At 53.1% G+C, this 14,805-nt stretch carries 10 protein-coding genes; 7 read left to right on the top strand and 3 right to left on the bottom strand.

The features are described from left to right. Positions 1-10: 10 nt before the first annotated feature. Positions 11-1,423 carry a hypothetical protein gene (locus J9777_RS00050; RefSeq protein ID WP_209346784.1) on the bottom strand — a complete coding sequence of 471 codons (1,413 nt, stop codon included), beginning with the start codon at positions 1,421-1,423 and terminating at the stop codon, positions 11-13. A 309-nt stretch (positions 1,424-1,732) separates the two neighbouring features. Between J9777_RS00050 and J9777_RS00045 the strand changes: the two genes are divergently transcribed. Further along, on the top strand, positions 1,733-2,722 hold the full coding sequence (locus J9777_RS00045; RefSeq protein WP_209346783.1) for a hypothetical protein: 990 nt from the start codon (positions 1,733-1,735) through the stop codon (positions 2,720-2,722). Positions 2,723-3,194: 472 nt separating this feature from the next. On the opposite strand, the gene J9777_RS00040 is transcribed toward J9777_RS00045, so the two are convergent. Then, complete coding sequence (locus J9777_RS00040) at positions 3,195-3,677, bottom strand: DUF3617 domain-containing protein (RefSeq protein ID WP_209346782.1); 483 nt, start codon at positions 3,675-3,677, stop codon at positions 3,195-3,197. Between the two features lie 243 nt (positions 3,678-3,920). Between J9777_RS00040 and J9777_RS00035 the strand changes: the two genes are divergently transcribed. The 5 genes from J9777_RS00035 (at position 3,921) to J9777_RS00015 (ending at position 13,245) form a co-directional block, all read left to right on the top strand. Continuing rightward, entirely contained in the window at positions 3,921-5,822 is a 1,902-nt protein-coding gene (locus tag J9777_RS00035; RefSeq protein WP_209346781.1) for an ATP-binding protein, read from the top strand. 96 nt (positions 5,823-5,918) lie between these two features. Further along, the gene (locus J9777_RS00030) at positions 5,919-6,587 is read left to right on the top strand and encodes a response regulator transcription factor (RefSeq protein ID WP_209346780.1); all 669 of its coding nucleotides are present in this window, start codon (positions 5,919-5,921) and stop codon (positions 6,585-6,587) included. 141 nt (positions 6,588-6,728) lie between these two features. Further along, positions 6,729-9,971 (top strand): PKD domain-containing protein, encoded by a 3,243-nt coding sequence (locus J9777_RS00025; protein ID WP_209346779.1) that lies wholly within the window; start codon positions 6,729-6,731, stop codon positions 9,969-9,971. A 96-nt stretch (positions 9,972-10,067) separates the two neighbouring features. Beyond that, complete coding sequence (locus tag J9777_RS00020; RefSeq protein ID WP_209346778.1) at positions 10,068-10,376, top strand: hypothetical protein; 309 nt, start codon at positions 10,068-10,070, stop codon at positions 10,374-10,376. A 655-nt stretch (positions 10,377-11,031) separates the two neighbouring features. Next, the gene (locus J9777_RS00015; RefSeq protein ID WP_209346777.1) at positions 11,032-13,245 is read left to right on the top strand and encodes a hypothetical protein; all 2,214 of its coding nucleotides are present in this window, start codon (positions 11,032-11,034) and stop codon (positions 13,243-13,245) included. Between the two features lie 265 nt (positions 13,246-13,510). Here the strand turns inward: J9777_RS00015 and J9777_RS00010 are convergent, their stop codons facing one another. Continuing rightward, complete coding sequence (locus J9777_RS00010; protein ID WP_245228449.1) at positions 13,511-14,287, bottom strand: hypothetical protein; 777 nt, start codon at positions 14,285-14,287, stop codon at positions 13,511-13,513. Between the two features lie 394 nt (positions 14,288-14,681). On the opposite strand from J9777_RS00010, the gene J9777_RS00005 reads away from it, so the two are divergent. Further along, positions 14,682-14,789, top strand: coding sequence for an enoyl-CoA hydratase (locus J9777_RS00005; RefSeq protein WP_209346776.1), 108 nt, complete (start codon positions 14,682-14,684; stop codon positions 14,787-14,789). The last annotated feature ends 16 nt before the right edge of the window (positions 14,790-14,805 follow it).

Genomic DNA, 14,805 nt, shown 5'->3' with positions numbered 1-14,805 from the left:
GCTACGCCAATCAATGCCGTGCCAAAACCCAATCCAGCACTAGGTCATTACCGGTCGCATAGTCGGCAAACGTTGGTTGGATTAGCTGGTCCAGACTCAAGCTCTCAATTTCGGCAGCCTCTCGTTGGGCAGGGGGGAAGCAATATTCGATCTCGCTTCCACATGGTCGCTCCCAGTCGTGAAATCCCGTGGCGTAACCGATATAATAGCCGGAATTTGGCAGGATAAATGGCTGGCCGCGTTCTGCCCAGAATTGCGGGCGATCACCCATAGGCTCCCCAATGATCATCGTTTGCTGCGGCGCATATTGTTTGATCAGCGCCGCAGTCACAATTGCAGCTGAAAACGTTTGTGGGCCAGTTATCACATAGACTTTACCATTTGCGGCAACCGTTTCGCCAATGCGTTTCGCAAAGGGAATTGCGTGGCCAAGATCGCCACCCGGATTCCAGCGCAAATCGACAACAATGAAAGGAAATCCGCCATTAGGAACTTCTTGGAGCGCTTCTAACAGCTCAGTTTCGACGGGCTGGTCCGGATACTCCTGCAGGTAATTCACACGGATATACCGCCCATCTCCAAGCGGAGTAGACAATACCAGGTCGCCGTCATCTCTAAAGGTGATCGGCACGGGCGTTTCTTCACCGCCTAGAACGCGGACCCAGTCACCATCCTCATCGGTCAACGGATCAGGACGAAGCGTATGATAAGGATGTCGATAAGCAAACTCTGTCTCGGCCGCTGACGGAAGCGCTTCGAGCATGTGCTCGCTTTGCTGACCGTTTGGACCTTCAAGTACATATGTCACCGAGGTCGGTGAGCTTGCCAATTCGGCAGCGTGGAGCAAATCGGGCGACCGCACGAAATACAACGAAATGAGGTTGCGCCGAGCTATAGGTCCACCGCTATACTTCGCGAGGCTAGCAAGCACGCTTTCTGTATCGTTGCCATCGATCGATACCAGTTTCCGTCCAAGCAGGCCCTCATGCGAACGGTGAGCACGGACAACGTACATGCCGTCCGCGAAGTTATAGAAATCCAAGCCAGAACGGTTGAATTGCCGGAAGGCTGAAACAGTGTCGGAACTGGTATGGGCATTGTCCGCGATGGCCATCAACTCATGCGTCGCCATGAAGAACTGTGCGTCACTAAGAGCAGACGATTCTTGCCGCAACGTTTCTAGTCTTTGGGTGAATGTCACCCTAGCAGGCGGCGCGAAGCTCCGGTCGTAATCGAGGATTTGGGCGAGGTATTCGAAATCTTGTTGTTGCGCTTCGGCCTTGTCGGCGGGCTCGCTAGATGCCGCTGCGGTGACCATCGGATTAAACCGGATGAACTGCTTCATGAGGGGGTAAAAATACATCAGAGCGCCGATCGTAAGCACGCCAAGCGCTATCCCAACCCGCTTCAAGACTTTCCGCATTAGCTTCCCCCTTGCTGTCATACGGTGTGGGACTTTCCCCAAATCTGCAAGTGGGAGGCCCCTATTTGCGTCTCGTCGTTCAATGAATGTCCGCAATTGGGGTGGAAAGCAGACGTTCACGATTGTGTGGAGGGCTTGAACTCTCGGGCGCCGATTCAAGTTTCTAGGGGTGCTGGCTATCAAGAGGCAAACAAGAGGAGCCAATACGGCAATGATCTGGCGATAGCGCACCATATCTCTGGGTCGCGATGAGGCGAGCGGTACCTAGTCTGCTCTGGCAATTGACGCTTGAGGAGTCTCACCATGCGAATGAAAGCCATCGCACTCGCCACGTTATCGGGAGCAGTGCTGCCAATTGGCGCAATCAGTTCTGAAGTTGGCGCCACTGACATAAAAGTAGGATCTGTAGCTCTTCAAGGATTCCCGAAGCTCCCGAAAATCAAGAAGCCTAAAGTTCGCCTGCCGTCCGCTGAAAGAACGACACCCATTGGTTCAACAGTGCCTGAAACAAGGCAAGAACGAGAAGCAAATGCGGAGCTAGAACGAGAATTGTATGCGACGCAGAATGTCCTGCTCAATGATTTCAGTTTCAACTGGACTTCGCCTGCAGACAATCCGCAAGTCGATGAAGCGGCTGCCGAATACCGTAGCTATGTTGATGCGGCAATCGACGGGCGCTTTAACCCGTTGCGACAAGATCGGCTTGATAGCTTTCAAAACGTTATGAAGCTGCACTACGATAATCGGACAACAGAACGTTGGATTGACCGTCAAATAACATTTGCGGAGGGCAATCGCGGAAATGGTGCGGGAGACCGTACCTATAACGATCTGCTGGTTCTCGAAGTCATGCTCTATGGCGCGGTCAATCTGTTTCCTGAGAATCAGCAATACGCGGCAGCCAAAGCCAAAGTTGATGCTGTGATGGCCAAATATGGTGGATCACGGGCAAACGCCACGAAACGTAAAGATACCGAGGAGTTAGCAAAAGCGCGATCTGTTAGAATGCCTGCGGCTATCCAGAAGAGCCGTCAGATCGAGGATATGTTTCGTAGTGCGTGGGGGACGAGCGGTATCCCCTACACCATTCGCAAAATCCATATCCGCAGTGGGTGGGCACCTAAACGCAACGAGTTTGGCCGTGTGATCGGGCAAGTTCGCGACGCGGCGATCGCTGTTGAAGATCCTACATCTGGGAAGTGCTATCTCTACGATTTCACGATGATCAAGGATGGTGGAAGTGTGCGGCGCTCCTCTCACGCGGCGAAGCGCATGGCATGCGAGAATATTCCGAAATAGCCCTTTCGGGTCGCTCCTTTACCCTGCGAAGAGGACAACAGTCTCCGCAGGCACCCACCCTTGGAAGCAGGGTCCGTTGTAATTCTGGGCTAGCGCAATAGGGCTTGAAACTTCGCAACGAATGCGGCCATCCATGCGTTGCGAATACAGAATGCCAACCCATGCACGATCGCCTGCCATTTCGCACATCCATACAAAATCGCCTGGAGCTACATAACCAGTGATAGCCGCACTTAGCTTTGGCTTGGCATAGACTTTGCGCTTGGCCTCAGAATTCAGGAGAGAAGTGATCCGGCCGACGCCGGCGCAGGCGTCATAATTTTTTCCCCGCCCACCCGGACAGGCACCCGATCAAGGACCGGGGCGGCACAGCCTTGTAATGCCAACGCATAACAGGCGAGCAAATTGCATCGTCCCGGCCAATGACCGTTCGCGTCGCGTCTTGCCCGCCTGCAATGAGTGTTAGTGTGAATTAGCAATCGCCGAGGCGCTCGCCTTTCACTTCAATAGTGACATTCGCTTTACCACCCGGAAGTGCAGCCTGCTCCATCTCCGTCGTTACGCTCATGGAGAAATTGTCAGGTTGAAGAGTGCCGGTGATAGCGACATCAGAACTTGTACCATCCGGTGTTTTGCAACTCATATTGCCAAGAATTTGTCCGTCAGCGAGATCGAATTCGCCGATAGTGCAATCTCCGCCTTGTTTGAACGCATCAGCCAGTTGCGCCGGATCGAATTTGCGCTCGTTAGCCGACACGCATTGCTCTTGTGACATCATATCGCCGGCCATGTCTTTGAACATTGCAGCTTGCTCTTCGGTGGCGCCAGGTATCTCAAAATTGGTCATGCCGGCTGACATTTTCCAATTGCCTGGCAGAATTTCATCGTCAGCTGGTGCTCCGCTGCATGCGCTCAAGCCGATCAAGGCGGCCAATGGAATTGCTATTTTTTGCATTGCTTTAATGTTCCCTCAAAAATTCTGGCGAGGTTTTTCTCGCAGCCTCTCTTTGCGCGGGATGCCGATCAGGGTAATCCCATAAGTATGGGCGGATGGGTTCGTGATGGCTGATCGCACACCTCGGGATTTCCCTCGGTAGCACCATAAATGTGGTGTTACGGGCGCAAGTTGGGACCATAAGTGTGGTCTACATAATTCCGGTGCTAAGGGCGCTTTATGATTCGGGCAGTTCGAGGGGCGATGAGCAAGATCAAGTTCTTCAGTGGCTGGTACAGGATCCCGCATCTTGCGCGGCTCTCGCTTGCTGTTTTGCTCGTACAATTGGTGTTTTGGATTTTGGTTAAGCCTGCGGTGATCGGCACGCCAAACCCTGAATTCGAGACAATTGACGGATATTCATACGAAGAAACTGGTCTCGAAGCGCCAACCTATGCGTCTGTTGAGCAAGCCAAATTTGAATCGATTGAGGAAATGCCCGCGTGGCATTGTTGTGAGCGTGGATATCGGGCGTTTCGCTACCAGTTTGACCTCGATACGGTGCCAGAAAGCGGTCTCGGTATTGATGGGCATGTCCGTGCCGACAACTTACAGATTTACGTAAATGGGACATTTGTTGCCGGTTCAGGGCGAATGGAATCGCCTGATCACACTTATGACAGCCTATTTCGCAAGACATATCATATCCCAAGCGATGTTGTCAGTCGGGGACGCAATCAGGTTACCTTTATCATGGTCCGTGATGGGATACCCTATTTCGACTATTTCAAACCGATCTTGGGCGAGTATTTCCATATCAAGAGCAACATGGAGCGGACTGAGTTTCTTTCCAATGGTTATTCCTATTTGCTCATCGCTGCGATTGCGATGGTGGCCCTATTCTCGCTCATATTCTTTCTGATCTCGGGCCGGGAAGGCGGCGCACTATGGCTATTTGTTTTGGCCACTTCCTTCGTTGCGACGTCACATTACTACATCTGGTCCGATCCTCCTTTCGACGGGCAGGCTAGGATCGCCTATTTCTTCAGTATAAGTTTGTTCAGCCAGTTCGCCTGGTTCGGATGGGCAGATTCTTGGTCGCGTGATTACTATCGATGGTCTCTGCCTGCTGCAGCTATAGCTGGCACCATTGCGTTGGCGGGCACACTCTATTGCTTGTATTTTCTTCCATATGGTGCGGGTTATGACCAAGCTGGAGAGATCGTTTTTTATTGCGGGATCGCCTTCGCCATCGCCACGGCCATTCGCCTTGTATGGAGCTTTCGGGATTTAAAGGAAGACCGCTATTGGGAAGCAGCAATTGCATTGCTGCTGGTCTCACTCTTGGCGCTTCAAGCGATTACCGAAATGACGCAGGCGCTCAACATGGGGTATACTAATCGCACAACACCGTTCTTGATCATCGGCATAGCAATCGCTTTCTTTGCCCGTCGGGTAACCCTCTTCCGATCCTCTTCTCAGATAAATTCGCTGCTGCAATCTCAGCTGGACGAGCGGACCGGCGAATTGGCAGTCGCGCATGGCAGGGAGAAGCGGTTGGTTCGCCAGCAAGCATTGGATGAAGAACGACAACGGATCATGCGCGATATGCATGATGGGCTTGGTAGCCACCTGATGTCTATGATGATGATGGCCAAGCGCGGCAATGGTAAGCATTCAGACTACGCTGATGGTTTGCAGTCAGTAATTGATGAAATGCGTCTCATGATCGATTCTATGGATTCGGTCGGAGAATCGCTTCGTTCAGCATTGGCGATCTACAAGAAGCGTATTGTTCCTCGTGCACAGGAGGCTGGATTCAGCGTTTCCTGGACCAAGGAACCGACGGTGCATTTGCCGGACTATAGTCCGCGAGAGGTTCTGCAGGTTTTCCGTATTTTGCAAGAGGCGCTCACCAATGCGCTCAAACATTCGGGCGGGGATGCTATCTCTGTGACTATCGAGTCGGAACCTTCAGATCCGGCATCAACACGGATTGTCGTGGCCGACAACGGTAAGGGCATCGAAATGGACTCTGGCGAAGCGCAGAGCGCCGGGAGAGGTTTGAAAAATATGCGCGTTCGCGCGGCTGCAATCGGTGCTGAAATTGATATCGAACCGGCTAGGCCAGGCATCGCCGTCGTGCTGACGTTGGTCGAGCAATAATGAGACTATCCCTACACCTCGGACCCACATTTCTGGCTAGCGTGACAGCACTGGATGGTCTGACACGTTCGGAATATTGCTGTTGGATGAACCAGAATGACTGATAGTGTCGAGCCGACAAGGCGCGTAGCGATTGTTGAAGATGATCCCAACCTGCTGGATCACTTCATCACGATCGTAACCAATGTCGTGAACTTGGATCTTGCTGGAGTTGCATCCTCTGTGGCTGACGCGCGCAACTTGCTCAAACTCAAGCCTGATCTGTTCTTGGTCGATATCGGGTTGCCGGACGGTAGCGGGCTCGATCTAGTGCCCGAAATTAAGGAAGCGCTGGATTCCAAAGTGCTGATCATCACATCCTTCGGCGACAGGCAAACTGTTGTAAACGCTATCCGTGCAGGCGCTGACGGGTATTTGCTGAAAGACAGCAGCGTCGATGAAATTACTGATGGTATGGACGTTACATTGGCCGGTGGTTCACCAGTCAGCGCGACTGCTGCAGTCTATCTCTTGGAGCGCCTACGCAACGAGGACGTGCTGGTTGATGCTGCTGAAACTGGTGAAGATGCAGAGCTAAAGGAGCGCGAGGTTGAGCTGCTCAACCTGTTCGCGCGCGGGTTAACTTATAAAGAAGCGGCCAGCGCGATGGGCATCGCCCCGTTGACGATCAACAATTACGTTAAATCGATCTACGGCAAGCTGGCGGTCCATTCGCGCAGCGAGGCCGTTTATGAGGCGCTGAAAACGGGCCAATTGAAGCTCTAGCTTTCGCCCCGATGAACCAATTGCGGCGTTGCACCAGACATGTGGTGCAATCTGCGACGACTAACCCAGCATTGTGGTTAGATTGAACCGCCCAATCCGCGCAATCGGATTCCCGAAGTTTCACACACGGGGAGTCTCGAAATGCGTCATTCGTTCAAAACACCGCTGTTGCGTACATCAGCAATGGCCATCTGTGCAGTCGTTGGAGCGTCTATCGCCGGCGCGCCTGCTCAAGCGGCCACGGCTAGTTCGATCACCATTGACTCGGTTTTCTCCGTAACTGGACTTTGCGCCGTAAGGGTTCGCGCAAATGTCACAGGTACGATCAACGACGCCTCAAATGTTGATGCCTACGTAGTTGGACTGCGCGACAGCAACGCACCAATCCAAGGAAGTCTAGCGACAGACACTATAGCGGTTGGAGCGACAGCCACGACCCAGCAATTTACTTTCGGGATTCCTGCATCGAATGGCAGGGACAACTACTTTGCATCAGTATGGGAGACGACACAGCTATCTAGCACTTCCAACCTTGGCGCGGTGCTGGCTTCGGAACAGATCTCACGTTCAGATCTGATCGCAGCAGGAGGGACTTGTCGTGACATTGCGCAAAACACGGCCCCTGTTGCAAATGCAGGTCCCGATCAGACGCTCAACCCGGTTACTTCGACGGGGATCGTTCTGCCAGTAGATGCCAGCGGCTCAAGCGATGCAGACAACGATGCACTAACATTTGCTTGGACTCAGATCGCTGGCCCTCAAGCTACGATCAATAGTGCCAATCAGGCGAATGCGTCGATCGCATTTCCCGCTTTGACTAGTCCGACCACTTTCGAATTTCGGGTGGACGTGACTGATGCTGCGCTAGAAACCGCCAGTGATACGGTCCGCATCACTCTGACGCCCCCCAACGCAGTGCCTGTTGTCGATGCTGGTCCGGCTCAAACGGTGTCAGGTGGATCTGCAGTCTCGCTTACCGGCACAGCAACCGATGCTGACAATGATCCGTTGACATTCCAGTGGGTGCAGACCGCTGGTCCAAGCGTCACGATCAACAATGATACGACTCTCACTCCGACCTTTACGGCTCCACCACGGACAAACAGTCTTCAAAACCTCACTTTCGAGCTGCAGGTGAATGATGGCACGGTCACTGTTGTAGATACGGTCAATATTGAAGTTGACCGCAATCAAGACCCCAACGCCGATGCAGGCCAGCCACAGACTGTTGCTGGCGGTTCGACGGTAACGCTTGACGCCACTGGCTCCAGCGATCCTGAAGGCGATGCGTTGATCTATGGCTGGACGCAACTTTCCGGGCCAAGCGTTGTGCTGACAGGTGCCAACACAACCAACCCGACATTTACCGCGCCACCGCGCAGCACGAGTTCGCAGGTGCTCGAATTTGAGGTTCGCGTGACTGACGTGTTCGACGAATCTGACTTTGCGACCGTGCAAATCACGATACCGCCGAACAACCTGCCGCTGGCCGATGCCGGGCCAGATCAGACATTGACGGGCAATTCCACCGTTACCCTTGATGGCAGCGGGTCCAGCGATCCCGATGGCGATCCGATCAACTATAGTTGGGTGCAGACGGGCGGGCCTGCGGTCACTCTCAGCAACTCGAATATCGTAAATCCGACTTTCCTGGTGCCCGCCGGAAGCACGAGCGATCAGATACTGACATTCCGTCTAACAGTCGACGACAATGCATCGGGTGCTCCAGGCAGTCGACTTGCGCCGCCCAGTCCGCAGCAAGACGACGTCCAGATCACCATTCTTGCCAACTCGCCTCCAATTGCGGATGCTGGCGTTGATCAAGGCCCGATTGATAGCGGACAGACGGTTACGTTGGATGGTTCTGCTTCGAGCGATCCTGAAAACGATACTCTTACTTACACTTGGACCCAGATATCAGGTACGCCAGTGTCATTGACCGGTGGGAGCGGCGCCTCCCCAACATTTGTTGCCCCCCTGGTCAATGGCAATGAGGATTTGGTCTTTAGCCTCATCGTGAGCGACGGTCAGGCAGACTCGGTGGCCGATACCGTTACCATCAGCGTTCGCGCTGTGGGGACGGTAACGATTGTACAGCGCGTTATCGGCGGCGACACACCGGTCACATTCACATCATCAATCCCGGCGTTGAACGGCGTTGTGAATACTGCGAATGGCGCAGGCCAAATCAGCGCAAGCAGCGTGACGGCCGGCTCCTATACGGTCTCGGTAAACGACCTAGCCGCATCAGGTTATGCGGTGACTGACATTTCGTGCAACGATGCCGATTCTGTCGCAAACCTGTCTGCGCGGTCAATTGCCCTTGAACTGTCGCCCAGCGAAGATTTGGTGTGCACGTTCACATCGGTCAATTCGCGCGAAGCGGCAAGCACGGCAATTGCCGACTTCCTGACCGGGCGTAATGCGCTAATCATGTCGCACCAGCCTGATCTGCAACGCAGGCTGGACCGGCTCGACGGAGCCAAGGCGCAACCGGGGACGGCCACCGCCTATGGTGTTCCAATCCCCGGTTCGGGCGCTTTGCCATTTGCGATGTCGCTTAGTAGCGGACAGGCCAGTGCCTCGACCAGCCTATCGCAGGCAAGGGCAGCAACAGGCGCACAGGATCGAGCAGGCGCTCCGTTCGATATCTGGGGCGAGGCCTTCTTTACAAAGGCAAGGCTTGGCAATCAGCGCGCCAATTTCCGGATATTCCACGTTGGTGCCGACTACCGGATTGGCAACAATCTCTTGCTCGGCGCCCTGGCAGAGTTTGACGACTTCAATGATCGTGATGATCTGGAGGCTGGTGAAGCGGAAGGTAGTGGCTGGCTGGTCGGGCCCTATGCCATGGTCCGTCTAGCACCCGAGTTGTTCGCGGAAGTGCGTGCCGGTTGGGGCAAATCCAACAACCGTGTATCGCCATTGGGGACCTATATCGATGAATTCGATACAAGCCGCAGTTATTATAGTGGGTCACTTGTTGGGCAGTTCGAGTTAGGCAGGGACACGCAGATCCGGCCAGAGGTCACGATCCGGTATCTCGACGAGAAGCAACTGGCTTATACCGATAGTCTGAATGTCCTCATTCCCGAACAATCGGTGGGCCAAGGCGACATCAGCTTCCGTCCGCGTGTGCATCACATTATTGAACTCGATAGTGGATGGACACTTCGGCCCTTTGGTGAGGTCGAAGGCATCTACACCTTCGGTACAAACATCAACAATGTGCTTGATGACGGGCTAAGAGCTCGAATCGAAGGCGGCCTCGACGCGCTATCTGGACGCGGCTTCAGAGCTAGCTTGGGCGCGTTCCACGATGGGATCGGCGCTGACAACTTCCGCAGCACCGGTATCCGCGCGTCGATCTCATTCGGGTTCTGACCAAGAAACTCTCTACGCACGGTCTGATTGTCTGGAAAGGCAAGGCGATCAGACCGTGTCCAACTCAAACATCCTGACACATAAGAGGAACCAACAGTGCCAAAGTCTAGTGAGCATGTGGAACACGGAAAGGTCGCAGCGATGACAACTGCTGGCAGCGTGATCGCTGCGCTGGTTGCATTTGTTCAAGCTGCTTCGATTGACATCTCGCCGATTGCCTCTCCATTTGATGAGGGTTTCCAAGTTGGGCAAATCGCTGGAATCGCAGTCACAGCTGCGCTGGTGCCGTGGCTCGCCGCCTATTTCCTAGTCATTCGTGATGCCGCAAAAGCGGACAAATGGATGTCTCTGAGCGCCATGATTATAGCGTCAATCTTTGGTCTGCTGGCCGGACTGTTGGTCTAACGCCTGTCGGCGTGCAGGCTGTTGTCCTTGATCCCTGCGACATGCCCGATTGGCTCGCACTCAAATGAACGCACCAATGCGGCCCAGTACCGTGGTGTAACCTTGGCCGTACCTCATTTGTGAGGTACGGCCTTTTTTGGTCTCAAGTGCTCATCTATTTCCCGAGATAGATGAGCAATCTACCGTCTTAAGCGTTGATTGCTTTGGCCTCGGAGAACACGGCCAAACCCACACTAAGTCCAGACAATAACTGAATGTCCGTAATTGGGTCGTTGGCAGAAAGTCTGCTTTCAGCGATGCGCTACCAATTGCAGACAGTCTGCTAACGACCCAATTGCGGACGGAAAACTCGGGCAGCGATGCCCACTACTTCTTGCTATCCTGCACTTGGAATTAATGCGTTTCACAATCGATTACACTACGCCGCCATTATGGTTAGGGTTTTCCTACTGCGGTGTCGTTCGCCAGAATCACGTATCCTTCCGATGCAGTATTGTTTGATGCCGGCCGCAAACACAGGCTGAGAAGCATCAACAGGAACAGTTCAATACGATGAAAAATGCCGGCTCCTCATTCGAACAGCAAACACGGAGCGTCTTCAAGGAAGGGAGATAGCAGACATACACCATCATGGCATGTCTGATTTTCTCAAGCGATGAACGAGATTTTCCATCAGGCGATGTGCGGAAAAGAGTATTTCGATGTCAACTTGTCCAGATTGTACAATATTGACCCGACAAATGAGAGTGAGATTGCCGAGAGGTTGATGCAAAATCCGGACAAATTTGGCCGGCCAGAATGGAGCAGGAACATGAGTATAAGCCCAACCACTGTACTTCCAGGGCAATGGGAGCGTTTTGGTCCTATCAATACAAAACGGAAATTTGTGTCGATCACCACCGCCGACGCGGTAGGTAGTTGGGTCTACGGCGCAGACCAAAATGGCGGGGTCTATTATCACTCACAATCAACCGGAGCCGATTGGACAGAGCTGTGCGATCTGAAGCTTGATCAAATATACTATAATTCAACCAGCGGGAGAATTTGGGGCATACATCAATCCGCCATTTACCAGATCCACATCGCAAACGGAACGTATTCTCTTATACCCGGGGAAGCAAAATCTCTGGCTCCCTTTCTGCTTGGCGGTGTCTTTGGAGCCTATGCGATTGATAACAACAACACCTTACGCAAATGGGACGGCAAGCAATGGAGCGATTTGCTTGGCGGTCCAGTCATAACCATAGGCTGCAATCAGGACGGTAGCTTGCTCATGGGCGCTGACATATCCGGCAACATGTACCAGTTTCGATCCAAGCCTGAGGCGCAGTGGGAAAGGATATACGGGAACCTTCAGCAAATCTCCATCACGGGAAAGGACAATGTGCAATTCGGCACATCAGCTTCTGGCGAGGTGTTGGTAAATCTATCGGACAATCAATTCTGGCAGATCCTCCCCAATACTGAAACGTGGCCTGGAGCGATCATAGACACTGCACCCTTGGTTGGTACCGGGATTGTCGGGCTGGATTATCAAGGACGCACCAGTTACTTCGCAACTGATCTTGAGCGGTCTTCAGCCGGAAGCGTTTCGGCTTTGGCAGCAGACGATTCAATTTGGTTGAAGATCGTATCAAACCCACAAGAAGGGTTCACCCCCTTTGTGGGCCCACAAAAAGAAATCTACGACATACTCAACAAAGCTGTTGGCAAGTGTTATGATGCTCCGGATTATGATTTTCGCAAGTACTACACCATCAAAGGTAAAACTGGCGATTCTGCGTCGGGTCATCTTAACGCTAACACGCAATCCACGAGCGCAACTTGGCAAGAGCTTACTTCACAATTTTCCTTGAAAGACATCAAAGCTGTTGTCAGCACGCTAAGAACGGAATTGGCCTCAGTTCATACCGTTCATAGCGTTATCGGCATGGCCAAGGGTGCAGTGAAGGGAGCACATTCTTATAATACTGCCAGTTTGATTGAAGTTAAGAACGTTGTGCTTGAGGGAGAAGACCCGCCGAAACAAACGTTTGGTTTTCTTGATTTTCTCTTTGATTTTTTAAGCGCTGGACTGTCGATTGCCTTTGCCGGAGTTGGAGAGTCAATTTCCGAAATTACGAAAGCTTCTGTCGAAAGCGGGCTGGACTTGATCACATCGACTGTAAAGCTCTCCATCGACGGAGAATTGGGAGACGAGAATTGGACAGGCGTGAAACCGTTTGATGCAGCAGAATCAGAACTCGCACAAAATATAAACGACAGATGCGAAATTCTGGAACGAACCCTAAGCGCCGCAAGGACAAAGTTCTTAACTTCAGAGCAGCGCCTTTCTGCAGGTGCAGCAGAGTTAAACAAGCTTAATGACTCTTCTGAATGGGGTGAATTGCTGACGCAGGTTCTTGCTCACGGATGCCGGGTCGGACTTTTCAAAGTCTTTGTGCCGCTAAAGTACCAGATCTACCGGCTCAATAACGGGTTGGCCATCGGTTCAAGCCCTAATCCTACCACTCCGCCTTCCGACGTCAAGAAAGCATGGAAAGAGATAGAGGTGCTTGCAGGAGCCGCGGGCTGGTCAGACGGGCCCGGCAATGCCCCTCTTTGGTATCTTCTGGTCAACAAGAAGGCTGACGACGTGCGCATTTGGTTTCACAACGGAAAGCCAACTTGGCTTGCGCCCGCGGATCTACCACCGGATGATTTACTGCAAAGTTTGTTTGGGCCACCTGATATCCGGCCGAATACGGTCGATGGGATAGCAACTGACCCTAGGGATTTTTTCCTGCCCCTTGGCTTCTGGCGATCGCTTGAGACAGTCGAGTGTGAATGGGGCGCGTTAGACCACGGATATGTCGTAACACCTGTGTAAGAGACGCGACCGATGCCCATCTGATCGCGGCTGAATGGCCCTTGGCCGTGCGGGTGCCGCTTCAGTTTGCGGCCAGCACGCGCTCAATGGAAGCATCCGCTTCCACCCCCATGAGCAGCCACTGTGAGGCCATGTAGCGCGTTCTGGCAGCTGACTGGCTGTTAGGTGTAGCTTAGCGCTAAGAGCGGCCTGACGGGCAACGACCCAACTACAGACAAAAAGACTTTGGATCTTCGCATCCCAGAGGCTGCTGTCTCAAAAACAATCACATTGAAAAGCCCGGTGGCAAGAAGGCTTCGATAGGGCGATTGGCGCCATTGCTGCCTTCTATAACCCACTCGGTGATTCCCATGCCAATCGGCGAGTAGGCGATTGCTAATGAGACCGCGAAGGCCCCGACATACAGGCCCAATCCCCAGTAGTAGGCGGGATGGACCTTCCCGCGCGCCCTCTTGTCGACGACCATTCCGATCAAGGGAAATACCCAGGTCACCGCGGTTATGATGAACCAGGCATAAGGGATCAGAATCGGTGCAGGTATCAGGCGACCAAGACCCGGACCGGTCAGGATGGCCATCGCGCAGAGCATCAACCTTCTGTGCCACCCGATATTTCGTTGGACACGCAACGCCCATATGGACAGCACCCCAAAGCACAGTAGCAATGCCGAATTGCTTATCAGGAATTCGCTGACATTGAAGAAAAACGGACCTCCATTTCTTCGCGCAACCGTGACCATTATCAGCAGGCCAGCACCGACCATAGCCGGAATGAAGAGATAAGCCGCCTTGCCAAGCTGGGCGTGTAAAACGAAATTGCCGCGTGCAGCAGTGATGTGTTGCACAAGATAGAACCCCAGCCAGCTCATAAAAAGCACACCGTGTAAATGGTATTGCCATGGAGCATCAAAGCTAGATCGGCCCATCAACAAGTTGATGACGAAACCCAATACGACGACCGCAGTCATGATCGCGGCCATTTTTACGAAGAAACGTGTATTCTCGATTGCCGTTCGCGCGCCTGACGTCGTCTCAATTGTCATGTTAGATCCCCCAGGCCCCGCGCCTTTTCTATGCGACGAACGCGGCAACGGTCAATGCGAAGGTGGCTATACCGGTATGCGGTTCTTTTGGGATCGCAAGACTGTCCGCTTCCCACCCCAGTTACGGAAGTAGATTGCCTTTACCAGCCAATCTGTGAGTGGTCCGCCTGCTTTGATAAGTTTCCAGCGAGGAGCGGATGAACTGGAAGCTGTAACGTCAATCCCACCTATCGGGAAAATTCCCCAACCTTTCGGATTAGCGCAGGTGGGTCTCGGTCGGGCGAATCCCAAAAACCCCTGAATTCAGCCATTTCTCAAAACTGGCACACCTCCTGCAGAGGTTGGGCACGAAGCGGGATCGTCCCGCAAACGAACACACTGAAAGGAATACACCATGACCCTGAACATTGACCGCCTCTTCGCCGCCGCTTTCGCAATTGCTCTCTCGGCTGTTGCCATGGCCACCGCCATTGTCCCGGCTTCGCCAACCTTGATTGTCTAAGCGCAACCGACAACTG

Origin of the sequence: Pontixanthobacter sp. CEM42, assembly GCF_017812015.1 — a bacterium.
Taxonomy (GTDB): Bacteria; Pseudomonadota; Alphaproteobacteria; order Sphingomonadales; family Sphingomonadaceae; genus Pontixanthobacter.
Note: the sequence above shows the minus strand (reverse complement) of the source record. Positions and strands in the feature narration are given on the sequence as shown.

What these genes read in the sequence shown, in the direction of transcription:
- J9777_RS00040 (WP_209346782.1), bottom strand. Translation starts at nt 3,677, where the DNA reads ATGCAAAAAATAGCAATTCCATTGGCCGCCTTGATCGGCTTGAGCGCA.
- J9777_RS00045 (WP_209346783.1), top strand. Translation starts at nt 1,733, where the DNA reads ATGAAAGCCATCGCACTCGCCACGTTATCGGGAGCAGTGCTGCCAATT.
- J9777_RS00005 (WP_209346776.1), top strand. Translation starts at nt 14,682, where the DNA reads ATGACCCTGAACATTGACCGCCTCTTCGCCGCCGCTTTCGCAATTGCT.
- J9777_RS00025 (WP_209346779.1), top strand. Translation starts at nt 6,729, where the DNA reads ATGCGTCATTCGTTCAAAACACCGCTGTTGCGTACATCAGCAATGGCC.
- J9777_RS00030 (WP_209346780.1), top strand. Translation starts at nt 5,919, where the DNA reads ATGACTGATAGTGTCGAGCCGACAAGGCGCGTAGCGATTGTTGAAGAT.
- J9777_RS00010 (WP_245228449.1), bottom strand. Translation starts at nt 14,287, where the DNA reads ATGACAATTGAGACGACGTCAGGCGCGCGAACGGCAATCGAGAATACA.
- J9777_RS00015 (WP_209346777.1), top strand. Translation starts at nt 11,032, where the DNA reads ATGAACGAGATTTTCCATCAGGCGATGTGCGGAAAAGAGTATTTCGAT.
- J9777_RS00050 (WP_209346784.1), bottom strand. Translation starts at nt 1,423, where the DNA reads ATGCGGAAAGTCTTGAAGCGGGTTGGGATAGCGCTTGGCGTGCTTACG.
- J9777_RS00035 (WP_209346781.1), top strand. Translation starts at nt 3,921, where the DNA reads ATGAGCAAGATCAAGTTCTTCAGTGGCTGGTACAGGATCCCGCATCTT.